This window comes from Caulobacter sp. NIBR2454, from assembly GCF_027474405.1.
Taxonomy (GTDB): Bacteria; Pseudomonadota; Alphaproteobacteria; order Caulobacterales; family Caulobacteraceae; genus Caulobacter.
In genome coordinates this window covers 3,397,527-3,421,141 of the sequence record NZ_CP114871.1, presented here as the reverse complement: position 1 = coordinate 3,421,141, position 23,615 = coordinate 3,397,527, and the positions used below count along the sequence as shown (strand labels likewise).

The following is a 23,615-nucleotide window of genomic DNA, read 5'->3' as shown; positions in this document are numbered from 1 at the left end:
GGATAGACTGATGCGCGTTGCAATGATCGGCACCGGCTATGTGGGTTTGGTGTCGGGCGCCTGTTTCGCCGATTTTGGCCATGTGGTGACTTGCATTGACAAGGACCCGTCCAAAATCGAGCGGCTGGAGAAGGGCGAAATCCCGATCTTCGAGCCGGGGCTGGACGAACTTGTCGCCCGCAACGTCAAGGAAGGCCGCCTGTTCTTCACGCTCGAAGGCGCCCAGGCCATCAAGGAAGCGGACGCGGTATTCATCGCGGTTGGTACGCCGACCCGCCGCGGCGACGGTCACGCCGACCTGTCCTACGTCTATGCCGCCGCGGAAGAGATCGCCGGCTTGATCGATGGCTTTACCGTCATCGTCACCAAATCGACTGTGCCAGTCGGCACTGGCGACGAAGTCGAAGCCATCATCAAGAAGGTCCGCCCCGACGCGCAATTCGCCGTCGTCTCAAACCCCGAGTTCCTACGTGAAGGTGCAGCCATCGAGGATTTCAAGCGGCCCGACCGCGTGGTGGTGGGGACGGACGATCAGCGCGCCCAGGAGACGATGCGCGAGCTCTACCGCCCGCTGTTCCTCAATGAGACGCCGATCCTGTTTACGGGCCGCCGCACTAGCGAGCTGATCAAGTACGCCGGCAACGCCTTCCTCGCTATGAAGATCACGTTCATCAACGAGATGGCGGACCTTTGCGAAAAGGTCGGCGCGGACGTGCAGCTGGTTGCGCGGGGCATCGGTCTCGATGGCCGCATCGGCCGCAAGTTCCTCAATGCCGGTCCAGGCTATGGCGGCTCATGCTTCCCCAAGGACACCATCGCCTTGGTCAAAACAGCGGCCGATTATGGCGCGCCGACGCGTCTGATTGAGGCCACCGTGCAGGTCAACGACGCTCGCAAGAAGGCGATGGCCGGCAAGGTCGCCGCGGCAGTCGGCGGCGACGTTAAAGGCAAGACGATCGGGGTCCTTGGTCTCACATTCAAGCCCAATACCGACGATATGCGCGATGCGCCAAGCCTAGACATTATCCCGGCTCTGCAAGCGATGGGCGCCACCGTCCAGGCCTACGATCCTGAAGGGCACGAGGCCAAATACATGCTGGCGGACGTGAACTTCAAGGATGGCCCATATGAAGTGGCTGAAGGTGCCGACGTGATCGTCATGATCACCGAATGGGATCAGTTCCGCGCGCTCGATCTGGATCGTTTGAAGCTGATGATGAAATCCCCGGTCATGGTCGACCTGCGTAACATCTATCGGCCGGACGACATGAAGGCGCGCGGGTTCAACTATGTGAGCGTTGGCCGCAGCTGAGACAAGCTGACGCTGGGGTGGGGCGATGGCCAAAAGGTATGAGACGCTGGATGGAATAAGGGGGATCGCGGCGCTGTCCGTCGCACTGGGGCATATCCGCTGGCCATCGGTGATCTCCCATTCACCCCCGTTCGTGAATACCAGCCTGTGGGTCGATTTCTTCTTCGTTCTTTCAGGCTTTGTGATTTCGCTGAACTACTACGACAAGATCGCCGGCGGCTACTCGACCCTCCGCTTCATGGCGAAGCGATTTGCCCGCCTCTATCCGCTGCATTTTCTGACCTTGCTGCTGTCGGTGGCCTACGAGGTCCTGAAATACTTCGCGTATCTCAAGGGCTTCCCCACAGAAGCGCCCTTTGAGGACAACAACCTCACAGCGTTCGTCGCCAATCTGTTGCTGATTCAAGCATTGGGTTTCTTCCCTGACGGAGCGACCTGGAATGGGCCAAGTTGGAGCATTAGCGTCGAATTCTATACCTATGTAGTATTCGCCATCGCGGTGCTGGCGGGGAGCAGGCGTGTTCTAAGACCTTACATATTTGGCGGTTTGGCGATCCTCAGCCTGATCATCCTTGCGTTGTCTCCGAACCGTGAGTACCTCGGCGTCGAAACGGATTTTGGAATTTTCCGGTGCATCGCCGGCTTCTCCATCGGCGTCCTGGTCCAAAGGCTGATCGCCGCAGAGCGAATGAGGGTCAGCGCACGTGCGGTGGAGATCAGCAAGTACGCCCTCGCCGCCTTCGCCTTGGCGCTTGTGTCCTTCCCGACTGGCAATCAGCCGATCACGATGGTGGCGCCTTTTGTCTTCGGCGGCTTCATCCTCGCGTCGGGGCTGACCACGCGTGACGACCTGATCGATCGCTTCTTGAAGCACTCGGCGGTCCAATGGCTGGGGGCTCACTCCTATTCGATCTACATGATCCACAGCGTCATCCGTTTGGGGTTCGGCAATATCTATGATCTAGGCGCGAGCAAGTTCGGGCTTGGGCACTGGTGGTTCGCCGAGGGCCTGGTGGTGGCCTATATCGGGTTGATCCTTATCGTTTCGGCTTTAGCGTACCGCTATGTTGAATTGCCCGCGCAGGCCCTGCTGAATCGGGTTTTTGATCGTTACTTCGGGCCCGCTCCCCAAGGTCGCTCGACATGACGGCCGGGCCTCTTTCAGACCGCCCGATCGCCTTCGTCATCTTCCAGGCTGGGGCCCAGGCGGACGGCGGGCTGAACAGCATTTCCGAGCTGGTCGCCGAGCGAGCGCGCGACCAGCGCGTGCTCGTGTTCACCAATCTGGAAAGCGACTTCTCCGCTTGTTGGCGGGGTTTTGGTTGTGATGTCGTCGTCATCCGGATGAATGAGGGAAGCTTCCATCAGGAGGGAAAGAGTGGCGGGCGGCTGGGCCGAGCGCTTGGACGCGTCCTGACCAACCTTCACCTCGCGAGCCGGTTGAAAAAGGAGCGTGTGGCCGTACTTCACGCCAACGATGCTCGCAGCTTCTGGAGTTCAGTCGGAGCCGCCAAGATCGCTGGGATTCCCATCGTCTTGAACGTACGGGACGCCCTGCCTCCACGATACAAGTCGGCGCCTCTTCGTTGGCGCCTCGCCTACCGACTCTGCGATCTCTTCCTGGTTCTTTCGCAGGATATGGAAGCCTACTGGCGTGGCCTTCTTGGCGTGTCCGGGAGCGGGAAGGTGCGGCATCTCTACAGCATCGTCCGTACTCATCCCGACGCCATAAAGGCCGACAGGCAAATGGTCCGGCAGGCTCTTGGGATGCCCCGGGAAGCCTATGTTGTCGCCTATGTGGCGAGCTTTCACCCAAAGAAAAGGCAGGCCGAGTTCATCGAACATGCTGCGGGGGCCATCCTGGCCCGGGCGCCTGAAGCCCGCATCATTTTCGTCGGAGATTGCGTCCCGACGGAAAATCCCGCGGCGGCGCAAGCGGTCGCAGCGGCCGGGCGACTGGATGCGGGCGAAAGGCTCCAGTTCGTTGGTTTCAGCCCAGATCCGTGGCGATGGTACGTCGCCGCCGACCTGATCGTTCTGGCTTCCGAACGCGAAGGGCTGCCGCGATGCATCATCGAGTCGATGTGCATCGGCGCGCCTTTCGCGAGTTTCGATGTCAGCTCCGCCCAGGAAATGGCCGATCTGCATGGAGCTGCGTCGGTCGTCCGTCAGGGCGACTATGCGGCGTTGGTGGAGGCTGTGTGCGCCCACCATACGGGGCGCATGGATGACTTGGCGCAAAGAGATGCGCGAGGTGAGGCCGCCCGTCGACGTTTCGATGCCGCGGCGGCCCGGGAAGGCTACGGCGCATTGCTTGAAGCGCTTGGCGCGGGAGCCGGGCGATGAAAGTCCTCCACGTCATTACGCGCTTTATTCGAGGCGGGGCGGACGAGAACACGCTCCTGAGCTGCAACGCACAGGCGGCGGCGGGACACCAGGTTATGCTGATCCATGGCCGCGACGTGTCGCCCCACTTGTTGGCGCAATTGCATCCGGAAGTGCGCGTCGAAGCGGCGCCGAACCTTGTCCGCGAAATCCATCCGGTCCGGGACGTGAAGGCGCTGTTCGAGCTGAAGCGCATCACGCATCGGTTCGCTCCGGACATCGTCCATACCCACACCAGCAAGGCGGGCATCCTTGGCCGGCTGGCCGCCTGGATGGATGGCCGACGCGGCGTCGTTCACGGCGTCCACATCCTGCCCTTCCTGAATGTGAATCCTCTCGCCGGGGCAGTGTACCTCGCTTTGGAGCATGCGCTCGCGCCGATCACCGCTGCGTTCGTCAATGTCAGCGGCGGAATGCGGGCTGCGTGCGAACAGGCCCGGCTTGGCCTTGGAAAGCACCATGTCGTACCGAGCGGAATGGATGTCGTTCGATTTGGGAGTGCGAGGCCGTTCAGCCTTCGCGAGCTCTCGGAAGAACTTGAGGGACGCTCATCCGAACAACTCGTGGTGATGGCCGCGGCGCTCGAACCTCGCAAGAGGATTTGGGAGTTTCTGGCGGTGTTCGCCGAGGTCGCGGTAGCATGCCCGAACGCTCATTTCGTTGTCTTGGGCGAAGGGCATGACCGGAACAGGCTAGAGACGCGCGTACGGGAGCTCGGACTTGAGCGCCGCGTAACCTTGCTTGGCTTTCGAACTGATCCCGAGCGCTGGATGAAGACGGCACAAGTCTGTGTTCTTTCCTCTGAACGCGAGGGCTTGCCGCGCGTGCTGGTTCAGTACGCCCTATGTGGGGTGCCCATCGTGACAACCGCGCTGCCTGGCGTGGAGGACGTAATCCAGCATGGCGTCACCGGCGTTCTGACGCCCATCGACAACGTTTCGGCCATGGCTGAACCGGTGATCTCGCTCCTTTGTGACCCTGAGAAGAGCAAACGGTTTAGGGAGGCGACATCGGCGCTCGATCTCTCAGCCTGGAGCGTGGCCTCCATGGTCGGACGGTTGGACGACATCTACGACGCAGTCCTGACTCGCGGCGTCGACGCGAAGGGCTTGGCATGAAGCTTCTGTTTGCGATGGATCATCGGTTTGAGATCGCCGCCGACGGGGCCGTGTTCACCTTGGGCGGCAAGTATCCCTACCGGCTCTGGGCGGAGCATCTGGACGTGTTCGACGAGGTCGTCGTGCTCGGGCGAGGCGGACCCCTGGGCTCAGCGCCGGGCCGCCTTTCGCTGTCGTCCGGCCCAGGGGTGAGCCATGTCTTCCTGGGCGGAAGGCGAGGGTTGGCGAGACTTGGCGAAGTTCTACTCGGCAATAAGGAGATTGAGCGCCATGTGCGCGAAGCCGACTGCGTGATCGCCAGACTTCCCAGCGAGATCGGCCTTGCCGCTTGCGCGGCTGCAAGCGCGCAGAAGAAGCCCTACCTGGTCGAAGTCGTGGCCAGCGCTTGGGACGCCCTGTGGCATCACGGTTCAATCGCCGCGCGCGCGTACGCGCCTGTGTTGGAGATGAGGACAAAGGCCGCTGTCGGTGGCGCGCCGTTGGCGCGCTATGTCACCGAAAGTTTCCTGCAACGCTGCTATCCGGCTCGCGGTCGTGTCTTCACCGCTTCGAACGTGGTGCTGGAGCCGTTGGACCGTGAGGTGTTGACGCTCCGCCGCGCAAGCCTGATGGCGGACTCCTCCCCTCTCGTCTTTGGAACGATCGGGTCTTTGAATTCGCGTATGAAGGGGCTGCATGACGCCATCGCAGCTCTTTCGGCTTTGAAGGATGAGCTCCCGCCCTTCACCTACCGCATCCTTGGCGAAGGCGACGCCGAACCGTTCCGGCGGCTGGCGGAGAGGGCCGGGCTGGCCGATCGCATGTTCTTTGACGGCGTCTTGCCGGCCGGCGCGCCCGTCGCCGCGTGGCTGGACGGCGTGGATGTCTACCTGCAGCCTAGTCTGCAGGAAGGCTTGCCCCGCGCGGTGATTGAGGCGCTGGGGCGAGCGTGTCTGGCCGTCGCCAGCACGGCGGGTGGAACGCCTGAGCTTCTGCCCCCCAAACGTCTGCATCCGCCGGGGCGGCACAAGGCGTTGGCTCTCGCCATTTCAGATCTCGTCAAGTCCGCGATGGAGGAGAAGTGCGCTGAGGTAGAGGCCAATTGGCTGACCGCGGCGCGGTATGAAGCCAGCGCCCTCGTCGCGCGTCGCGCGGAGAGCTACCAAGCTCTGGCCGCTTTGGCGGCAAGTCTAGGGGGTGGGCGTGGCTAGAGACAAGTTGATCTCTATTCAGGTGCTGCGCGCTGTCGCGGCTCTCAGCGTCCTGATCGGTCATGCTCAGACCAATGCCGAGCAGATGAGTGAGACGTTCACGCGGACGGCGTTTCCATGGGGCGCCGGCGTGGACATCTTCTTTGTGATCAGCGGGTTCATCATGGTGGTGAGCTCCGAAAAGCTATACGGGGCCGCCGGCGGCTTCCGCGAGTTTCTGACCCGCCGCATCGTACGGGTCGTGCCGCTCTATTGGCTCTACACCACGCTCGCGATCGCGGCGCTCTTCGTAGTGCCAGGAGAGCTCAACAAGATGCGTTGGGACACGGCAAGCGCGGTCGGGTCCTACCTGTTCTATCCAGTTCGGCGTTGGGATGGCGCGATCTCGCCGATCTTGAGCCTGGGCTGGACGCTGAACTACGAAATGTTCTTCTACGTGTTGTTTTCTGCAACGCTTTTCCTGTCTCGGGCAAAAAGCATCCTTCTCTTGGTTTCAATGCTTGCCGTTCTTGCGATCATTGGCGCGCAGGTTGAATTCAAGTCGGCTCCGCCCGAGTTCTGGACGAACCCGATCATTATCGAGTTCGCCTTTGGGGTGTTGATCGGCTACGCCTACCTAAGCTTCAGATGGCTGCCCTCGACCTTGATGTTGATCGTCGGACTGGGCTTGGCTGCGGCCGGCCAGTTTGTGCTGGATGAAGTGATCGCAGCGCCGCGCGCGATCGCCTGGGGCGTGCCCGCCGCGCTTCTTGTGGCCTCAGCCATTTGGGGCGCGGGTGAGCGGCTCTCCGGATTGCTAAAACCCCTCGCGGACTGGTTGGGAGAAAGTTCATACAGCCTTTATCTCAGCCACCCCTTCGCCGTAGGGGGCGTGGGGATTCTGTGGCCGTTCGCACCTGGACAAGCCGATTGGGCTTTCGTCGCGACGTCCGTGATCGTGGCGTTGATTGGTGGTGTGATCTCACATCGCCTTGTCGAGCAGCCCATGCTCGCGTTCCTCCGCCGACGGGTGGAGCCGCGGCGGTCAGGCGATGTCGCTGCGGAGCCTCTTTGAGAATGAGTGAGTGAAATCCAATGCCGCATCTTGCGTTCATTGTCCCTTCGCTGGGCAGCGGGGGAGCAGAACGGGCAGTCGCCAATCTGGCCAGCGCTCTTGCGGCGCGCGGAAGGCGCGTCACCGTGTTCACTTTGCGAACAGGCGGAGCCTACGAGGCCGCGATCAATCCAAGCGTTGAGATCGTAAATCTAGGCTTGAGCAATGCGCGCAAGATCATGGGGCCTCTGGCCCGTGAAGTGCGTGCGCGCCAGATCGACATCGTCTTCTCGGCCCTGTTCCACCTCGACTTTTACACTCTGCTTTCGCGATGGCTCTACGGGTGGAAGGCGAAGGTGGTCCTGTGCTTCCAGAACACGCCGTCGGTGGTGGCGCATCAGAGCGCATCTTCTTCTGAGCGGCTGCTCATGCGCCTGTACCGTAGGAGCGCCCGGCATGCTGATCATTACTTCGCCATATCGCTTGGGGTGGCGGAAGACGCGTCGACGTTCTTCGGCGTGCCGCTGGACGGCATCACCGTAATCCCGAACCCCATCATCGACCCTTCGGCTCCCGCGCCGCAGCCGCGTGACCTCCGCGCTCTGTTCGATGAACATCATCGAAAGATTTTGATCGCGAGCGGGCGACTGACAAAGCAGAAGGACTATCCCACGCTGCTTGCCGCTTTCGCCGAAGTCCGCCGGCACTGGGATGTAGGGTTGGTGATCCTCGGAGAAGGCGAGCTCCGTGATCGGCTGGATGGAATCTTGGCGGACCTGGGTCTGACACACTCCGTATATTTTGCGGGATTCCAGCAAAATCCGCTGGACTGGATGGCGGGAGCCGACCTGTTTGTGCTCAGTTCGCTATGGGAAGGGTTGGCCAACGTGGTGGTTGAGGCGCTCTGGATCGGCCTGCCCGTCGTTTCGACCGATTGTCCTCACGGGCCTAGGGAGATTCTGGAAGAGGGACGTCTGGGCCGGCTAAGCCCCGTGGGGGACGCCGCGGCATTGTCCTCAACTATCGCTGCGGCTCTTGGCGCTGAGTTCGACGCGCAGGCCGGGCGGCGGCGCGCGTTGGATTTCAGCATCAACTCGATAGCTGACCGCTATGACGACGCGCTGAAGCTTTCGGGAAGGCATGGAACATGAGGTCGACAACGCCCAATGCCGCCTGGCGCAGTCATGCAAGCGCCCAGCGCCGGCCTGTTTCGGATGACCTGTTCCTCCCCCTCGGCACGCCTTTCCGCATGGGGATCGTTATCTATCTAGTCCTCTATCATCTGCTGTTTCCGATCATCGGCACCGGCTTGAACGGGGCCTGGGGCGCGCTCGCAGTGCCGCGTGTGTTGGCAGAAACGCTCCTGGTGTTCCTGACCGCTCTTCCCTTCCTGTTCGTGCGACGGGATGCGGGTTGGCTCAGCCCGCTTTTCCTGCCCACGATCTTCCTTGTGGCCAAGGAGGTGTTCAAAAACCCCTTGGCTCTTGTGGCGCCGTTCCAGAGCCCAATGGTCTACATGGGTGTCGAGACGGCCAGCCGTGCCGACAGCCTTAGGCTGTCCGCCTTTGACCTGGACGCCACGCGCCTGGGATTGACGCTGCTCTATTGCCTGGGGCTGGCGGTTTACTATGCGGCCTATTTCACGTGGCGCCGCGTGCCCATGCCCCGCATACCTTTTGGACCCGGCCGGCGGGTGGGGGCGGTCTGCGTGGGCGTCATCGCCTTGTCGACCCTGGTGGCCCTATGGCTGTTCGAGCAGTCGGGAGGGATATCGCGATATCTGGTGGCCATGCGCGGCGGCCGCGTGATCCTCTTCTCCGACATCGGTCCAGTTTTGCAGGTGATCAGCTTTTCCGCCCTGATCATTACGATCTGGCAGGCTTACGAGCGACGCCCGTTCGCCAATCCTTGGTTCCTGGCCGGTGTCTTCCTGGCGCTTGCCGGAACATTGCTTGCGACGGGGTCGCGCAGCGGCGCGATCGTGCCGGCTTTGGCCATTGTGCTGCTGTGGTGGCGGCAGCTTGGGAGAGTCGCCTTTATTCCTGCCCTATGCGCGCTCTTGGCGGCTTATGCAGTGCTGGGCGGGTTCGGCGCTGTGCGGCAAAGTTACGGCAGCCAGACAGTCGACTGGTCCGTTCTCAATCCTTCGCGAGCAGGCGAGTGGCTGACGAGCACGGTCGCCGAGGCTGCGCGGCGAGACAACGAGGAGAGTGATCTCGCCGCGTTCGCGGCCGCAAACGAGAAAGGTCTGCTTTTGGGCAAGACCTATGCCTACGCCTTAGCAGCGTGGATACCGCGCGCCGCATGGCCCGACAAGCCGCGCGCCGCGGACAGCTACAACATGTGGATCGCCTATGAGGGGCATGCGATGGACGACCCGCTGCCGCGCGCGGGTCAAAGGGCGCTATTCGGGATTCCGGTAAGCAGTCCGGTCGAGGCCTATTGGAATTTCCACATCTTTGGCGTGGTGCTTGTCTCGATGCTAATGGGCTTTTTCCATCGGTTTGTGGTGACGTTCGTCAAGGCCTATCGAGCGGTGCCCATCGTGTTCCCGATGGTTATCTATTTTTCCGTTCAGTTTACCGGAACCGCGAAGGACCTTGTGAACGTCACGCGTGACGTGGGGATGCTGATACCGCTGCTGATGCTCATGGGGGTTCTGACGCTCCAGTACACTCACAGCGCGCGCCGCGGCGCGACGGTGACCTGAGCTATGACGCGGGGATGGCTAGCCTCGATACCCAATCGATTCGCTCGCGTGACGGCGGCGGGGTCCTACATTCCGCAGATCGATGGCCTGCGCTTCCTGGCCTTAGCGCCGGTGCTTTTCTACCATGCCGGTTTGCGCGGCGAACGATCCTATCCCGGGCTGACCCCAGCCGAGGACGTGTTCTCGACTTGGCTTCCACACGGCGGGGCCGGGGTGTCGCTGTTCTTCTTCATCAGCGGCTACATCATAGCCTATCCCTTCATGTCGGGAGCTCGGCCGGGGCTGAAGCAGTTCTATATGCGGCGACTTCTCCGATTGGAGCCACCGTACATCTTGGTCATGGTGGGTTGCTTCCTGGTGCTGAGCGCGGGCTTCCGTCCTGCGGATGCTCCGGGGTTCAACGCCACCGACGTGCCGCTATGGCAGAGCCTCGCTGCCAGCCTCGTATATCTGCACAGCTTCATCTTCGGCAGCCATCCGCGCCTCAATCCGCCTACATGGTCGCTGGAGCGGGAGGTCCAGTTTTATCTCATCGCTCCGTTTCTGTTCGGGCTCTATGTGCTCTGCCGACAAAGGACGCCACGCCTGCTGTTCGGCGCGCTGGCTGTCGTAAGCACGATCCTGATCGGCGGAGCCGTCCAGTATTGGTCGGATGAAACAGACATTATACGTCACAGCCTGCTGGCCGAGGCTTACGGCTTCCTGTTGGGTGTCGTGATCTGCGATTGGAGCATAGCCACTCGCCCCGCGGACCTTCCAAAGCGTCGATTCTACGACGTGCTTTTCTGGATCGGCCTTGCGCTTCTCTTGATCAGCGGAAGCATCCAGCATCATTTCCGGGACGCCTTCTTCTACATCCCGAACGCGGTCCTGAGAGTGGCTGCGATCCTGTCTCTCTACATGGGAGCGATGCGCGGCGGCTTCGCAAGCCGCTTGATGGCCAATTCTTGGATCACGCTCATCGGCGGTGCCTGTTATTCAATATACCTAATCCACGTGCCTTTGATGCAAGGTCTCATCACGGTGATTAGGAAGGTCGTGGTGTTCGAGTCGCTGGCGCAGGCCTGGGCGCTTTCGTTCGCCCTTCTCATTCCCGCCGCACTCATCGCAGGATTGATGTTCTACATTTTGGTCGAACGCCCATTCATGCAGCGTGAGTGGCCGCAACGCGTCATATCATTTCTGCGAGGGCGACTGTCGCGACGAAATGGCTCGCACTGACGGAAACTCGACCGTGAGGCCGGGTCCGCAAGCGCGCCCGCCCGCCGCGATGGATAGACGCCCAAGCATCGCTAAACGGAGCACGGGAGCAGCGTGACCCTTCCTCGCAAAAGTCTCCTCAACGCACTGGGCTGGTCGGCCGCGGGACAAATCTTCGCTGTGTTCATCCGGCTAGCCGGAATTGTGGTTCTCGCGAGGTTACTCACCCCTCACGACTACGGGGTGTTCAGCTTGGCGTTGCTGTCCATCAACCTTTCCGCCGACCTCGTTCGCGGGGGGTTTTCGCGCGCTTTGATCCAACTGAAGGATGTCGCGCCCGCGCACATCAGCGCCTCCTTCTGTGCTTCGATCACGATGGCGCTCATCCTGGCGCTTGCCACCGCTGGGGCCTCCTCAGGATTGGCTGGCTTCTTTGATGCGCCCCAGCTTGCCCAAGCGATCCCCGCCATCGCGATCGTCATCTTCCTGGAAGGCGCTTCGTCGACTTCCCGCGCCCTGCTCCAGCGGAGAACGCAGTTCCGGTTCCAAAGCCTCGTGGACAGTGTATCGCTCGTATTGGGCAACTACCTAATCTCCATCAGCCTAGCTTACATGGGCTTCGGCTACTGGTCGCTAGTGGCAGGCCAAGTCGGCAACGCCTTGCTGGCGCTTATCCTACTCTACAGTAGGGTGCGGCACCCCATCGCCGCCGGGTTCTCGCTTGCCGCCTTTGGCGAAGTCTTCAAGTTCAGCGGCAGCTTCATGCTGTCGATCGTCGCGAATTATTTCGCCAGGAGCGGCGACAACATCGTGGTGGGCAAGGTCCTCGGCGTTTCCGAGGTTGGCGTCTATGGCAGGGCCTTCAACCTGTTCAGCATCCCGGTGAACACCCTGGGACAGGCCGCCTCCACGGCGCTATTTCCCGATCTGGCTCGAAAGCGTGAAGATCTCGCCAGCCTACGCGCGACTTACCTTCGGGCCTTGTCGGTAAGCGCGGCTTTGATGATGCCGGCCGGCGTAATGCTGTCCCTATGCGCTCAGTCGATGGTTGTGAGTGTGTTGGGCGATGAATGGGTGGCGGTGGGGCTGCCCCTCGCAATATTGGGCGTTAGTCTCTTTCCTCGGTTCGCCTACAAGGTGACGGAAAGCGTCGCTGTCGCCTCCGGAGCTGTCCTGAAGTCGGCGGTTCGGCAGATCGTTTATTGTATGCTGGTTCTGGCCGGAGCTTTTGTCGGCGCACGTTTAGGCATAGCGGGTGTCGCTGCCGGTGTGTCGTTCGCCATCGTCATTTTCTATTTTCTATCAGCGCGCCTAGCCAACCAGGTGTCGGGCGCCTCATGGTCCGAGTTCGTCCGCGCGCATGCGTCCGGGTTTTGGCTGTCTTGTTTGCTGGCGGCAGCAGGTTTGCCGCTTAGCTTCGCCATGCGAGAGCTTTCGCCATGGCTACAGTTCATCGGTTTGACGGGCGCTGGCACGCTCGCCGCCGGCGCCGCGATCCTGGTCTCTCCCCGCCTGTTCTTGGGGATGGAGATGCTGAAAGTTCTCCAACGGCTGCCGGGTCGAGTGCGCCGCCGGCTGCCACGCTCGTTCACAATAAAGCTGCAGGACTAGCGTTGTTGCACTGGCTGCCGCGCTGCTCGGTTAAAATCTGCCGAGCCACGTGCGCGGAAACGCTAGAAGAAGCGCTCACCGACGCGGATCGTGTCCCCGGGGGCGACCGGCGTGGTAGTGGTTAGCGGGTAGGCATGTTCAGCGGTTTCGTTTGCCCGCTTGATGAACACCTTCTTGGTGTCCGCTCGATAGGTGAAACCTTCCGCGGTAGCCACAGCGTTCAGCACCGTAAGGCCGCTTGTGTAGGGATACGTTCCCGGCGATTTGACTTCGCCTAGGATGAAGAATGGGCGGTAATTCAGGACCTCGACGCTGACCCGAGGCTCCTTGATGTAGCCTTCCTTCAGCGCAAGCTCGATCCCTTCCTGGAACTGGCGGACAGTCAATCCGCCGGCCTTGATCTCGCCAATGAGGGGTAGAGCGACCTTCCCCTCAGACCCTACGAAGAATTCACCGGTCAGCTGCTCCTCCCCAAACGTGAGCACACGCAGCTTGTCGCCGGAGCCAAGAATGTACTCCGGCACCACAGGCTGCACCGCGGGCGAGACGCCTTGCGCAAACGCTGATGGGGCCGAGCTCAAAACAAAGATGGCGGCGCAGGCAGTCAGAAGCAGTCGCAGGGCTTGGCGGAGCATGGATACCTCGATCGTTTGGCGACCTCATCCGTACCTCAGGTCGGGCGGAGACGGAATAGGTCAGGATGTGGCGCCCCCAAATGGTGAATCGCTACTTAAGCATCAATAAGTAAAGTTAACGGACATTTTCCCTAATTCAGATAAACCATGGAGTTTATTGCCCAGTTAAGATAGGTAAGTTCTGCATACACCTTGTATTTTAGTCGTGATTTAAAGTGATCGATCCATTGTTCGCCCAACATAAACCGGGTGCTTGCAATGGTGAACCTGTCATTTACTTTATTTCGTGGCTCGGCAATCATTGCCGCGGCGGCGTTCCTGACGGCTTGTGCGTCAATGCCCGAGGCGAGCAGCAGCATGCGGATGGCGATCGCCACGCCAGCGCCTGCGGCCTACCTGGATTATTGCGCGCGGGCCGAGGGAGAATGCGGTGAGGGCTCGCAAAGCCTGCAGGTCCAGCGTGAAGCTCAGAAGGTAGCCTGGAGCGAAGTGTTCAAGCGAAGCGCCGACCCTGCGCCGGCTGCGATCCGACTGGCTGCGGAAAAGACCGATTGGGCTGGCGTATTCGCGGCCGCAAACCGCCAGCGCGCTGCGAAGCGGTTAGACATCGCTTCGATCGAGGTTGTTGCGAAGCCTGTTACGTCGAAGCCTAAAGCAGACGCTGAGTTCTGGGCTCGATTGAATAAGATCAATCGCAAAATCAATCATGATCTGGTCCGCCGCACCGATCTTGAAGGTTACGGTCAAGAGGACTATTGGGCCGCGCCGATCTCTAGCGGCGCTGCAGCTTACGGCGACTGTGAGGACTACGTGCTGGAGAAGCGTCGCGCCCTCATGGCCGTCGGCGTGCCGGCCAGCGCCCTGTCTGTCGCCGTCGTGACGACCCCTTGGGGCGAAACCCATGCTGTTCTTTTGGTCGACACCGATCAGGGGGAGTATGTCCTCGACAACCTGTCCTCCTTCATCGCGCCATGGGCGAAGGTTGGTTACGCGTGGCGTGAGCGCCAATTCTCGGGTGGGACGTTTAACTGGGGCCTGCCTGCGACGGGCGCCAGCGGCGGCTTGATGTCCGTCGCAGCGCGGTAAATAAACAAAGATGTCCGAGGGGCGATCAGCAGGCCTCGCTCAGGGGGGCCTGATGTCTGAAGCGTCCACGATCGATCAGCTCCGTCAGGCTTGGGCGCAACGCCCGTCTGGAACGCTGATCGCGCTGGCTTCTGTCCTTCTGCTGACCACGAGCAACTGGCTCTTTGGTGCGCAACGGATCGAAGTGGCGCTGCTTCAGGCCGTCGTTTCCGGTCTGCTCCTGGCCTTCATGCTTATCGACCGCCCACTGCGGGAGGATTTCGTCCGTATCGGAAAGCTGCCTTGGGTCGGGGTTTTCTTCGCGCTGGTGGTCGCCGCTGCGGCCTGGTCGTTGACTCCATGGGTGCCTGGCGGACCACACCCGGTCTGGAGTTACGTAGGTCAGCGCGGGTTCGTCAGCATTGATCCTTCTGCAACATTCGTCGAGATCGTCAAACTCCTAGGCTTTGCCTGCCTCTTCATGGTCGGGGCCACTTTGGGAGCCTCAGATAAGCGCGCCCGTTTGTCTCTGAACGCAACTGTGGTGGGAGGAGCGCTTTTCGGAGCTTGGGCCTTCACAGCGTTTGTGAGCGGAGATCCGGCGGCCCAGACCTTTCGAAGGTTGTCTGGGCACTTCCTCTCACCCAATACGGCCGCCACCCTGTTCGGCGCTCTGGCGGCTTTGGGCTTGGCCATGGCGCTGCGTGCCTATCGCGAAACACCGCGAGCGCGCCGTCTCAGCGCCGTCACGCTGCCGGTCTGTGCGACCTTCCTCTTCCTCACCGCGTTGATCGCCACTGCATCGCGGGCCGGTATGGCCGCTACTCTCGCCGGCCTTGTATTCATCGCCGCAACCGAGCTTGGGCTTCGCCGACGCTTCTCGGCGCGCACGCTCACGACGGCGTTCGGCTGCGTCGCGATCTTGGCTGCCATGGTCGTCTTGGCCGGCGACCGCTTGGTTTCGCGCTACGCCGACATGGCGGAGGCTGCCGAAATCCGCGGCGTACTTTTTCGAGTCCACTGGGACGCGTTCCTGGCTTCACCGCTGAACGGATACGGCCTGGGCGCCTTCGACGCCCTGAACCGACAGCACCTGAACGCGCAAAACTTCTCCGCCATCTGGACAGCCAATTCGGTTCACAACGTCTATATCCAATGGCTCGAGGAGGCGGGGCTGGCCGGCGCCATTCCGATGTTCATGTGCATTGGCGTCATAGTGGTCCTCACGCTGGTCGGCGCTTTTCGTCGTGAGCGGATGCGCGGCTGGCTCTACGCGCTTATCGCCGTCGACCTGATCATATTGCTGCACAGCTGGACCGACTTCGCGCTTCAGGCATCTTCAGTGGCCGGCCTATGGGCGTTGCTATTGGGTCTGCAGTTCAGCCTTGCACAGAGCTCCCGAGGCCGTGGGCGAGCCGTCGCCGGCGCATCATCCCGCATTGCAGCGGCAGCCTTAACCGGCGTGGGCTGTCTCGTGGGCGGCGCGATGGCGCTCGTGGCGCTGCAAGCGGGCGCGCTGCGCCTCGGCTCGATCAATCTCCTGCAGCTGTCGATAGGACATGATCGCGCCGCCGAGCGCGCCCTTGAGGCCGGTCGGCTTGATGATGCCGACGCCGCGAGCCGCAGGGCCCTGGCAATCGCGCCTTACGACACCCCGGCTTGGTTGCGGATGGCTTACATTGATCGTGCGCGCCGCGGCGGTCTGTCCGCGGAAGGGGTTGAGTGGTTCGAGCGGTCTTATGACTTGGCCGCACTGGATCCCGACGTCGCGCTTTGGCGAATCCGATTTGGGCTGGAGAACTGGACGCGCCTTACGCCGGAGGCCAGGGCGGCTGTCCAGGAGGAGGCGGATGTTTTGCTCAAGGATTCGGCGCATCGGCCTTACATCACTGAGGATTTGCGCTCCATAAGCACGCCGACGGGGCAGATGGTCGCCGCCTTCTGGTTGAATCAGATTGCGGTCAAGCAGCATTGACCACAAGTTGAATGCGCTGCACAATATTGGTGAACGGGCCATAGGCTCGACCAGCCGTTATGTGGCTTGGATTTTGACGATCAACCTGTGATTCCAAAGGACTTGGATTATGAAGATCAAAGCTCTCAGCGCGGGTCTGATCCTCCGAGCGGCCGCTTCTCTGGTCGTGCTCGGCGGTGTGGCCGCCGTCGCCCTTCCCGCCGCCGCGCGGCAGGATGAAGTCGCAGCCCTGAAAGTCGCCATCGAAACCGCTGTCACGACCGCTCAGGCGACCGCAGCAGCCCAAGGCCTGTCCCCCGAGGATACTGCGGCAGCCGTCGAAGCCGCCGTTCAAGGCGCCATCGCCGCATCGGGTGCTTCACCCGCTGTCGCGGCGCAAGCTCTGTCCGCGGCCCGCGCGACCCTGGCCAGCAACGGCGTCCTGACGGCTTCGGCGGCCGCCGCGATGACAAGCGTCGCAACGCAGGTTGCTAGCGTAGGCACGAGCGCCCCTGGCGCCACCGGCGGCGCTGGCAGCGGCACGGTCGCCGGCGCCCCGCCTTCTTCGGGCGGCGGCGGCGGCGGCGGTTACGGGTCTGTCACGCCGTCCGGCAACTAAGAGCTTTCATTGCTCAATCGTGGTGCGTAAGGCCCACGCTCGGTGTGGCTAGGGGATGGTCACGCCGCCGCCTTTTGTGTGTTTTTGACTGGGGAGTAGTTATGCGCATCAAATTGATGGCCGCCACGGTGGCCGCAACGGCCATGGCGGCCATGTTCGTGCCCATGACGGTGGTTTTCGCTCAGACGGCGCGCGGAGCGCTTAACAGCGCCTCTGACGCCCAGGGTAATTTCGCACGCGACCGGAACGTTTCCGTGCGTCAGCGGCCTCATCCGGAATATGACGCGATGGGCATTCGTTCCGGCGCCTTCATGCTCTATCCGCAAGTCACTGCGTCGGTCGACTACAGCGATAATATTTACGGCGCCGCGACGAATAAGGCCGACGATTTCATCTTCAAGGTTCAGCCGTCCTTGTCGCTCGCCTCGACCTGGTCGCGGCATGCGCTGTCGGCTTATGCCAACGCCGCGATCAACCGTTACGTAGATTTCTCGACGGAAGACACCGAGGACTTCGCTTTTGGCGCAGACGGCCGCATCGATATCGTTCGTGGCAGCAATATCGCGCTCGGTGGCAACTACAACCGCATCACCGAACCGCGGACCTCGTCCAGCACACCCACTGGATCCGTCGATCCGATCCAGTATGACCTGACCCAGTTCAACATCGCCGGTGTACATGAACTCAATCGACTGCGTCTGTCGGCGCGCGGCGACTATCGCAAATTTAACTATGACGACGGCCGTACAGTCGCTGGCGCGCCAGTTGAACAGGACGACCGCGACCGTGAGATCACCAGCTTCACGGGTCGCGCTGAATACGCGCTGAGCCCCGCGACAGCGTTCTTCGTCCAAGGTGCGGTGAACAAGCGCGACTATCGCCTCCAACCGCCCGTTTCCGCGCTCGATCGGGACTCTGACGGCTATGAGGTTCTGGCTGGCGCCAACTTCGAGCTGAGCGCCCTGATGCGCGGTGAGTTCGGCGTGGGCTACATCTCGCAGAAGTTTGACGACCCGACGGCCAAGAAGATCGACGGCCTGGGCGCACGCGCGCAGGTCGAATGGTTCCCCACGCAGCTGACGACCGTCACGTTCACGGGCGCCCGCTCGATCGAGGACAGCGGCATCCCTGGCTCATCCGGCTACCTGTCGAGCGCGGTCGGCGCCCAGGTGGATCATGAGCTGCGTCGCAACATCATCCTGACCGGGAAACTCGACTACGCCAATGACGATTACGACGGCATCGAGCGCAAGGACAAGCGCTTCAACGCTGGCGTGAGCGCGACTTATCTGCTGAACCGCCGCCTCGGCGTCGTCGCCGGCTACAGCTACTTCGATCAGAACTCGAAGGGCTTGAACGGCGGCGAGGACTTCAAGGTCAATCGCGTCTCGCTTGGACTGACTGGCCGCTTCTAAGCGACGGATAAACAGTCATCCTTTTGGGGGCGTCGACGGCTCTGTGCTGTCGACGCCTTTCTACTATGCAAGATAGTGCTGGCATGCGACTTGCCTGCTGCAACTGCGAAGGCGTGGGATGCGTCCCGCGCTGGCACGGTTTGGAGGTCCCTTATGAACTCGATGTCTTCGACCCCCGGCACCCCTACGGAAGCACGGCATGAGCCGCCATCAGAGGGCGGCTTTGCGTTTGCGCCAAGCTTCGATCTGACTCACCTGATCAGCATCTTCCGTCGGCGCTTGCGCCTGTTTGGCGCGGTCGCGTTGGTCGTCTTCCTCGCCGCGGTGTTGGCGACGCTCACCGCGACGCCCAAATATACTGCCACCGCCAATGTGATGCTGGATCCTCGGAAGGAGCAGGTCACGAACGTCGAGGCCGTGCTGTCCGGCTTGCCGGCGGACTCGAGCGTCGTCGATACCGAGGTCGAAATCCTTAAGTCGCGGCAATTGGCGGAGCGGGTTGTCGCCCGCATGAAGCTTGATCAGGACCCTGAGTTCAATCCCAGCCTGGCAAAACCTAGCGGAGTTAAGCTCGTCGTCGGCAGCATTAAGAATCTGTTCGCGTCTTCTCGCCCGAAGGATGCTCGGGTCGACGACGTAACGGCACAACGTCAGCGCGAGGCCATCGTGGATCGTGTTTTGGCGAACCTCGAAGTTCGCCGCAGCGGCATGACCTATGTCATTCAAGTCTCTTTCCAGACGACAGATCCCGCCAAGTCCGCGCGCATCGCGAACGCTTTTGCTGACCTCTATTTGTTGGAGCAACTGGAAGCCAAGTTCGACGCCACCCGGCAAGCCAATACCTGGCTCAACACCAAGCTCAATGAGCTGCGAGGCCAAGTTCAGTCCTCCGAAGCGGCGGTCGCGCAGTATAAGATCGCCAACAATCTGTTGAGCGCGTCTGGCGCCACCCTGACCGAGCAGGAGATATCAACCTACAACCAGCAGGTCGCTCTTTCCCGGGCCGAACAAGCTGAACGCGAGGCCCGCCTTGCGGCGGCCAAACGTCAACTAGCTGCTGGTTCATCTGGTGAAGAATTGGGCGAGGCGCTTGGCTCTGAGGTCATCCAACAACTGCGTAGCCAGCGCGCTACAATCAGCGGCCGTGTCGCCGATCTGCAAGGTCGCTATGGCCCCCGCCACCCCGAGATGCTCAAGGCGCAGCGCGAACTCGCGGACGTCGATGGACAAATTCAGGCAGAGACGCGGCGCATCGTCACCAACCTGGAGACCCAGGCACAGATCGCCCGTCAACGTGCAGGTTCCATGTCCGGGAGCCTGGGCTCGGCACGCGGCACATTGGCGAGCAACAATCGCGCCGCCGTCCGTCTCCGGGAACTTGAGCGTGACGCCGAAGCTGTTCGCACCCTCTACGAGAGCTATCTGAACCGCTTTAAGGAGACGAGCTCGCAACAGGGCATTGAGCAATCGGACGCTCGCGTTGTGTCGAAGGCGAAAATCCCAACTAAGCAGAGTTCGCCCAAGGTCTCGGTGAATTTCGCTATCGGCTTCGTCCTGGCCATCGGCGCCGGCTTCGCAGCGCTCGTAATCGCCGAGATGCTCGATAGCGGCCTGACAACTTCCCAGGACGTGGAGCGTCGATTGGACGTTCCATACCTCGGCGGCATTCCGACCCTGAGCTCAGTCGCCGAGACTAAATCGATGCCGGTCGATTTCGTGGTCGAGAAGCCGCTGTCCGGATTCTCCGAGGCCTTCCGAAACCTTCGCGCGTCCATCCGATATGCCCGCCTGGGCGAGAACGTGCAGGTCGTGGCCATCACCTCGTCGCTGCCCGGCGAAGGCAAGACCACGACCTCCATCTGCCTTGGCCGCGCCATCGCCATGCAGGGCCAGCGCACCGTCGTCGTCGACTGCGACCTTCGTCGCCGCACGGTCAATCGCGTGCTGGGCGTCGAGCCGACCGTCGGCCTTCTGGAAGTGCTCTCGGGTCAGGCGACCCTGGACCAGGTCCTCAAGCACGACCCCAAAACGGGGGCGGCCTTCCTGCCGCTGGCCAATAGCAACTTCACGCCCAAGGACGTCTTTGGCACCGAGGCGATGGACAAACTGATCGCCGAGCTGCGTCGCCGCTTTGACATGATCATCCTCGACACCGCGCCCCTGCTGCCCGTGGCCGACACCCGCATCCTGGCCCCCAAGGCCGACGCCGTCGTCTTCCTCGCCCGTTGGCGCAAGACGCCCCAAAAGGCGATCGAGGCGGCGCTAGCCCTGCTCAGCGGCACCGGCGCCAACGTGGCGGGCGTGGCCCTGACCCAGATCGACATGAAGGAGCAGGCTCGCTACGGCTACGGCGATGCGGGCTATTACTATGGCGAGTACAAGAAGTACTATGCGAGCTAAGGCTCAACCCAGGGGCGGTGCGCACGCCGCCTGAAGGTCCATGTTCAAGCGTCTCTTCTCTTTTGCGAACGCCAAGCCGGCCAAGGCGCCGGACGGCGTTCGCATCTACGCCATCGGCGATGTTCACGGCTGCGCCGACCTGCTCAACGCTCTGCTTGAGCGCATCTATGACGAGGCGCTGAAGCGTCCCTCTCACGCTTCGGCCCTGGTGATGCTCGGCGACTACGTTGACCGAGGTCCTCGTTCAGACGCGGTCCTGCAGACCCTGGTGACTCTCAAGGAGCGCTCGCCGGTTCCGGTGCGCTTCCTGGCGGGCAATCACGACGACACCCTTCTGGAGTTCCTGGCCGATCCCGCCGTCGGTGAGACCTGGTGCGAGTTTGGTGGCCGCGAAACGCTGATGTCTTACCGCGTCACGCCGCCCGCGCGTGGGGCTGATATCGAAGCTTGGCGCGCAGCGCAGATCGAGCTGCGGGCCGTCATGCCCCAAAGCCATGTGAACTTCCTCCAGGGCCTGGAAGAGTCGGTGACGCTGGGCGATTACACCTTCGTCCATGCTGGGGCGCGGCCCGGCGTCGCGCTCGATGAACAATCGCGTCGTGACCGGCTTTGGATTCGGGGCGAGTTCCTCAACGACACCCGTCCCTTCGAACGCATGGTGGTCCATGGCCACACCCCGGCGGACGAGCCGCATTCGGACAAGCGCCGCATCGGCGTCGACACCGGCGCCTATGCAACTGGCGTATTGACCGCCGTGGTTCTGGACGGCGAGGAGCGGGGGTTCCTGCAAACGCGCAGGGTGGCGGCTAAGGGGCCGATCCTGGTCGAAGCGCTGGCCGCCTAGAGGCGCGCTGTTTCCCACAACGAAACAACCTAGAGCATACTGTCGACGGCTTTTCAGCTGATCTTTTGTGTCCGCCGCGCGACGGCGCCGACGATCTAATCGGATGCTGACATCGAAGATGCATATTTCAGGCAGTTTTGATGCTGCGCTGCACCAAACCCTGACAAAACAAGGCCTAACGAGTGATTAAGGTTGATGCCCATCAACCATGTTCATAGGGTGGCCTGGTCCTTGCGACCCTCCCCGGTAGCAAGGGAGTGGGGTGGTGGACATGTACCGGACTGAGACAGCCGAACAGATGCTGACGCTTCCATCGGCATCCAAAGCGTCCTGCAGCGCGGCCAAGCGCGCGCTCGATATCCTGGTCAGCGGCCTGATCATTCTCTTCATCCTGCCGCTTTTGGCGGCCATCGCCATCGCGGTGAAGATGAGTTCGCCAGGCCCGATCCTATTTCGCCAGAAGCGAAACGGCATGGGCTGCGAGCACTTCACGATCCTGAAGTTCCGCTCGATGACCGTGGAGAACCAGGACCATTTTCGTCAGGCCACCAAGGACGACTGCCGCGTCACCCCCGTCGGTCGGTTCCTGCGCAAGACCAGCCTCGATGAGCTGCCGCAGCTGTTCAACATCCTGCGCGGCGACATGTCCCTGGTGGGGCCTCGCCCGCACGCCCTGGCGCATGATGACCAATGCCGGGGCAAGATCACCGACTACGACCAACGCTACGCCATTCGTCCGGGTCTGACGGGTTTGGCTCAAGTGAGCGGCTATCGCGGCGAAACCAACGGCATGGAGCTGATGGCAGAGCGGGTGCGCCTAGACCTGGTCTATATCGACACTTGGTCGTTCGGTGCCGACCTGGCGATCCTGGCCAAGACGGCTCTAGTCGTCTTCTTTCAGAAAGAAGCGTACTAAGCCCGGCTTCGGCCCGCTTCCAGGACCGATCGCAGCAACTGTATTGGGTCAAAATCTAGCGCTCGAGCTATGTCGCAGAATTCGATGACGTCGATCCGACGTTCGCCGCGCTCATACTTCGACACATAGCTCTGTGGGCGCGAAAGTCGTTCCGCCAACTCGACCTGCGTAACCCGCTTTTCCAAGCGGGCTTGGGTCATCACGGATAGGAGACGCTGATATTCTTCCGTGAAGACTGAGGCGGGCATGACCATGGCCGAGTGGCGATGGTCACCTCATTGAAACCGAATATCGGATATCCCAAAATGGGATCACGCGCCTTTGCGGCGCTTTAGAAATTCATCGAATAGCTCTACCGGCGAGCGACCCATCGCCTCCGCCAAATTGCAGAACTCGGCAACATCCACGCGACGTTCGCCATTTTCGCTCTTGGACACGAAGCTCTGAGGCTTGCCGAGTTTGGCGCCGACCTTTTCCTGGCTAAGACCCGACGCAACCCGTGCTTCCACAAGGATCGCAAGTAGCTCGCGATAGTCTTCGGTGAATACCGAAGAAGCCATGGCCGATGCCTCAAATGGACGTCGGCACTTTCAATAGAACCCGTTTTGGGTTATCCCATATTGGGATATTCGCGTGGCGCTATGCATCCACTGCCTGTCGATCCAACCGCCGATACTGCTGAGGGGGCAAGCGTTCTGGCCCTCTACGAGCGGCATGGGCGATGGTTGCGCCGGGTTCTGCGGACAAAAGTCGCTCCGGATTTTCTCGACGAGGTTGTCCAAGAGACCTTCCGCCGGCTCGTCTCGCGGGCGCATTCACCTATCAGGCACCCCAAAGCTTTCCTCCTGCGAGTAGCGCTGTCTGCTGTGCTAGCAGGTAAGGCTAAATCAAAGGGGGTCATCGTCGATGTCCCGGCAGAATTCGCTCGCGCCGAGCCGGCTTGCCAAATTGAAGCGCTCGCCCTCAAGCAGGTCATCCTCGCGATGCCAAAGGCGCTTCAAGAGACGTTCGTGTTGAGCCGGATCGTTGGGCTCACCTACAAGGAAATCGCCGAACACCAGGGCATATCGGTCAAGACGGTTGAATGGCGCCTGAGCAAGGCGCTTGAACTTTGCCGAGAACTTCTCGCTGATTAGTGGTCTGGGTCCCAGGCCATCGGCGCCGGATTGAATGACTATCCTTTGAAAACCGCCCCCTCGGCGCGCCCC

22 protein-coding genes are annotated in these 23,615 nt (G+C 61.5%); 18 read left to right on the top strand and 4 right to left on the bottom strand.

What is annotated here, in order from left to right; all coding sequences use genetic code 11:
- Positions 1-10 precede the first annotated feature (10 nt).
- The 10 genes from O5K31_RS16560 to O5K31_RS16515 all read left to right on the top strand — a co-directional run bounded on the left by O5K31_RS16560 (position 11) and on the right by O5K31_RS16515 (position 12,559).
- Complete coding sequence (locus tag O5K31_RS16560) at positions 11-1,312, top strand: UDP-glucose dehydrogenase family protein (RefSeq protein ID WP_269714853.1); 1,302 nt, start codon at positions 11-13, stop codon at positions 1,310-1,312.
- Between the two features lie 25 nt (positions 1,313-1,337).
- Entirely contained in the window at positions 1,338-2,459 is a 1,122-nt protein-coding gene (locus O5K31_RS16555; protein WP_269714852.1) for an acyltransferase family protein, read from the top strand.
- Complete coding sequence (locus O5K31_RS16550) at positions 2,456-3,658, top strand: glycosyltransferase (protein WP_269714851.1); 1,203 nt, start codon at positions 2,456-2,458, stop codon at positions 3,656-3,658. Before O5K31_RS16555 ends, O5K31_RS16550 begins: the two co-directional genes overlap by 4 nt.
- Positions 3,655-4,815 (top strand): glycosyltransferase, encoded by a 1,161-nt coding sequence (locus O5K31_RS16545; RefSeq protein WP_269714850.1) that lies wholly within the window; start codon positions 3,655-3,657, stop codon positions 4,813-4,815. The genes O5K31_RS16550 and O5K31_RS16545 overlap by 4 nt, the downstream gene beginning before the upstream one ends.
- Positions 4,816-4,874: 59 nt before the next feature.
- Entirely contained in the window at positions 4,875-6,005 is a 1,131-nt protein-coding gene (locus tag O5K31_RS16540) for a glycosyltransferase family 4 protein (RefSeq protein ID WP_269714849.1), read from the top strand.
- Positions 5,998-7,059, top strand: a complete 1,062-nt coding sequence (locus O5K31_RS16535; protein WP_269714848.1) for an acyltransferase family protein — start codon at positions 5,998-6,000, stop codon at positions 7,057-7,059. Before O5K31_RS16540 ends, O5K31_RS16535 begins: the two co-directional genes overlap by 8 nt.
- A 20-nt stretch (positions 7,060-7,079) precedes the next feature.
- Positions 7,080-8,189, top strand: a complete 1,110-nt coding sequence (locus O5K31_RS16530; protein ID WP_269714847.1) for a glycosyltransferase — start codon at positions 7,080-7,082, stop codon at positions 8,187-8,189.
- On the top strand, positions 8,186-9,748 hold the full coding sequence (locus tag O5K31_RS16525) for a hypothetical protein (RefSeq protein ID WP_269714846.1): 1,563 nt from the start codon (positions 8,186-8,188) through the stop codon (positions 9,746-9,748). Before O5K31_RS16530 ends, O5K31_RS16525 begins: the two co-directional genes overlap by 4 nt.
- Before the next feature lie 48 nt (positions 9,749-9,796).
- The gene (locus O5K31_RS16520) at positions 9,797-10,969 is read left to right on the top strand and encodes an acyltransferase family protein (protein WP_269714845.1); all 1,173 of its coding nucleotides are present in this window, start codon (positions 9,797-9,799) and stop codon (positions 10,967-10,969) included.
- A gap of 93 nt (positions 10,970-11,062) precedes the next feature.
- Entirely contained in the window at positions 11,063-12,559 is a 1,497-nt protein-coding gene (locus O5K31_RS16515) for a lipopolysaccharide biosynthesis protein (RefSeq protein WP_269714844.1), read from the top strand.
- 62 nt (positions 12,560-12,621) lie between these two features.
- On the opposite strand, the gene O5K31_RS16510 is transcribed toward O5K31_RS16515, so the two are convergent.
- Together O5K31_RS16510 and O5K31_RS16505 are read right to left on the bottom strand one after the other, a co-directional pair.
- The gene (locus O5K31_RS16510; RefSeq protein WP_269714843.1) at positions 12,622-13,194 is read right to left on the bottom strand and encodes a polysaccharide biosynthesis/export family protein; all 573 of its coding nucleotides are present in this window, start codon (positions 13,192-13,194) and stop codon (positions 12,622-12,624) included.
- A gap of 131 nt (positions 13,195-13,325) precedes the next feature.
- On the bottom strand, positions 13,326-13,571 hold the full coding sequence (locus O5K31_RS16505) for a hypothetical protein (RefSeq protein ID WP_269714842.1): 246 nt from the start codon (positions 13,569-13,571) through the stop codon (positions 13,326-13,328).
- On the opposite strand from O5K31_RS16505, the gene O5K31_RS16500 reads away from it, so the two are divergent.
- The 7 genes from O5K31_RS16500 to O5K31_RS16470 all read left to right on the top strand — a co-directional run bounded on the left by O5K31_RS16500 (position 13,558) and on the right by O5K31_RS16470 (position 22,407).
- Complete coding sequence (locus tag O5K31_RS16500) at positions 13,558-14,280, top strand: transglutaminase-like cysteine peptidase (RefSeq protein WP_269714841.1); 723 nt, start codon at positions 13,558-13,560, stop codon at positions 14,278-14,280. The genes O5K31_RS16505 and O5K31_RS16500 overlap by 14 nt on opposite strands.
- A 52-nt stretch (positions 14,281-14,332) precedes the next feature.
- Positions 14,333-16,234: an O-antigen ligase family protein gene (locus tag O5K31_RS16495; RefSeq protein WP_269714840.1), complete on the top strand. Its 1,902-nt coding sequence runs from the start codon at positions 14,333-14,335 to the stop codon at positions 16,232-16,234.
- Positions 16,235-16,343: 109 nt separating this feature from the next.
- On the top strand, positions 16,344-16,832 hold the full coding sequence (locus tag O5K31_RS16490; RefSeq protein ID WP_269714839.1) for a hypothetical protein: 489 nt from the start codon (positions 16,344-16,346) through the stop codon (positions 16,830-16,832).
- A gap of 101 nt (positions 16,833-16,933) precedes the next feature.
- Positions 16,934-18,247 (top strand): outer membrane beta-barrel protein, encoded by a 1,314-nt coding sequence (locus O5K31_RS16485; RefSeq protein WP_269714838.1) that lies wholly within the window; start codon positions 16,934-16,936, stop codon positions 18,245-18,247.
- Positions 18,248-18,322: 75 nt separating this feature from the next.
- Positions 18,323-20,647, top strand: coding sequence for a GumC family protein (locus O5K31_RS16480; RefSeq protein WP_269714837.1), 2,325 nt, complete (start codon positions 18,323-18,325; stop codon positions 20,645-20,647).
- A 40-nt stretch (positions 20,648-20,687) separates the two neighbouring features.
- Complete coding sequence (locus O5K31_RS16475) at positions 20,688-21,491, top strand: metallophosphoesterase family protein (protein WP_269714836.1); 804 nt, start codon at positions 20,688-20,690, stop codon at positions 21,489-21,491.
- A gap of 271 nt (positions 21,492-21,762) precedes the next feature.
- Entirely contained in the window at positions 21,763-22,407 is a 645-nt protein-coding gene (locus O5K31_RS16470) for an exopolysaccharide biosynthesis polyprenyl glycosylphosphotransferase (RefSeq protein ID WP_269714835.1), read from the top strand.
- Here O5K31_RS16470 and O5K31_RS18435 read toward each other — a convergent pair.
- Together O5K31_RS18435 and O5K31_RS16465 are read right to left on the bottom strand one after the other, a co-directional pair.
- Positions 22,404-22,607, bottom strand: coding sequence for a helix-turn-helix domain-containing protein (locus O5K31_RS18435; RefSeq protein WP_442867787.1), 204 nt, complete (start codon positions 22,605-22,607; stop codon positions 22,404-22,406). The genes O5K31_RS16470 and O5K31_RS18435 overlap by 4 nt on opposite strands.
- Before the next feature lie 111 nt (positions 22,608-22,718).
- The gene (locus O5K31_RS16465; protein WP_269714834.1) at positions 22,719-22,967 is read right to left on the bottom strand and encodes a helix-turn-helix domain-containing protein; all 249 of its coding nucleotides are present in this window, start codon (positions 22,965-22,967) and stop codon (positions 22,719-22,721) included.
- An 81-nt stretch (positions 22,968-23,048) separates the two neighbouring features.
- On the opposite strand from O5K31_RS16465, the gene O5K31_RS16460 reads away from it, so the two are divergent.
- Positions 23,049-23,543, top strand: a complete 495-nt coding sequence (locus O5K31_RS16460) for an RNA polymerase sigma factor (protein ID WP_269714833.1) — start codon at positions 23,049-23,051, stop codon at positions 23,541-23,543.
- The last annotated feature ends 72 nt before the right edge of the window (positions 23,544-23,615 follow it).

Coding starts and splice junctions, on each gene's coding strand:
- O5K31_RS18435 (WP_442867787.1), bottom strand. CDS start 22,607: ATGACCCAAGCCCGCTTGGAAAAGCGGGTTACGCAGGTCGAGTTGGCG.
- O5K31_RS16490 (WP_269714839.1), top strand. CDS start 16,344: ATGAAGATCAAAGCTCTCAGCGCGGGTCTGATCCTCCGAGCGGCCGCT.
- O5K31_RS16530 (WP_269714847.1), top strand. CDS start 7,080: ATGCCGCATCTTGCGTTCATTGTCCCTTCGCTGGGCAGCGGGGGAGCA.
- O5K31_RS16550 (WP_269714851.1), top strand. CDS start 2,456: ATGACGGCCGGGCCTCTTTCAGACCGCCCGATCGCCTTCGTCATCTTC.
- O5K31_RS16465 (WP_269714834.1), bottom strand. CDS start 22,967: ATGGCTTCTTCGGTATTCACCGAAGACTATCGCGAGCTACTTGCGATC.
- O5K31_RS16525 (WP_269714846.1), top strand. CDS start 8,186: ATGAGGTCGACAACGCCCAATGCCGCCTGGCGCAGTCATGCAAGCGCC.
- O5K31_RS16555 (WP_269714852.1), top strand. CDS start 1,338: ATGGCCAAAAGGTATGAGACGCTGGATGGAATAAGGGGGATCGCGGCG.
- O5K31_RS16460 (WP_269714833.1), top strand. CDS start 23,049: ATGCATCCACTGCCTGTCGATCCAACCGCCGATACTGCTGAGGGGGCA.
- O5K31_RS16495 (WP_269714840.1), top strand. CDS start 14,333: ATGTCTGAAGCGTCCACGATCGATCAGCTCCGTCAGGCTTGGGCGCAA.
- O5K31_RS16560 (WP_269714853.1), top strand. CDS start 11: ATGCGCGTTGCAATGATCGGCACCGGCTATGTGGGTTTGGTGTCGGGC.
- O5K31_RS16545 (WP_269714850.1), top strand. CDS start 3,655: ATGAAAGTCCTCCACGTCATTACGCGCTTTATTCGAGGCGGGGCGGAC.
- O5K31_RS16470 (WP_269714835.1), top strand. CDS start 21,763: ATGTACCGGACTGAGACAGCCGAACAGATGCTGACGCTTCCATCGGCA.
- O5K31_RS16485 (WP_269714838.1), top strand. CDS start 16,934: ATGCGCATCAAATTGATGGCCGCCACGGTGGCCGCAACGGCCATGGCG.
- O5K31_RS16500 (WP_269714841.1), top strand. CDS start 13,558: ATGGCGATCGCCACGCCAGCGCCTGCGGCCTACCTGGATTATTGCGCG.
- O5K31_RS16475 (WP_269714836.1), top strand. CDS start 20,688: ATGTTCAAGCGTCTCTTCTCTTTTGCGAACGCCAAGCCGGCCAAGGCG.
- O5K31_RS16510 (WP_269714843.1), bottom strand. CDS start 13,194: ATGCTCCGCCAAGCCCTGCGACTGCTTCTGACTGCCTGCGCCGCCATC.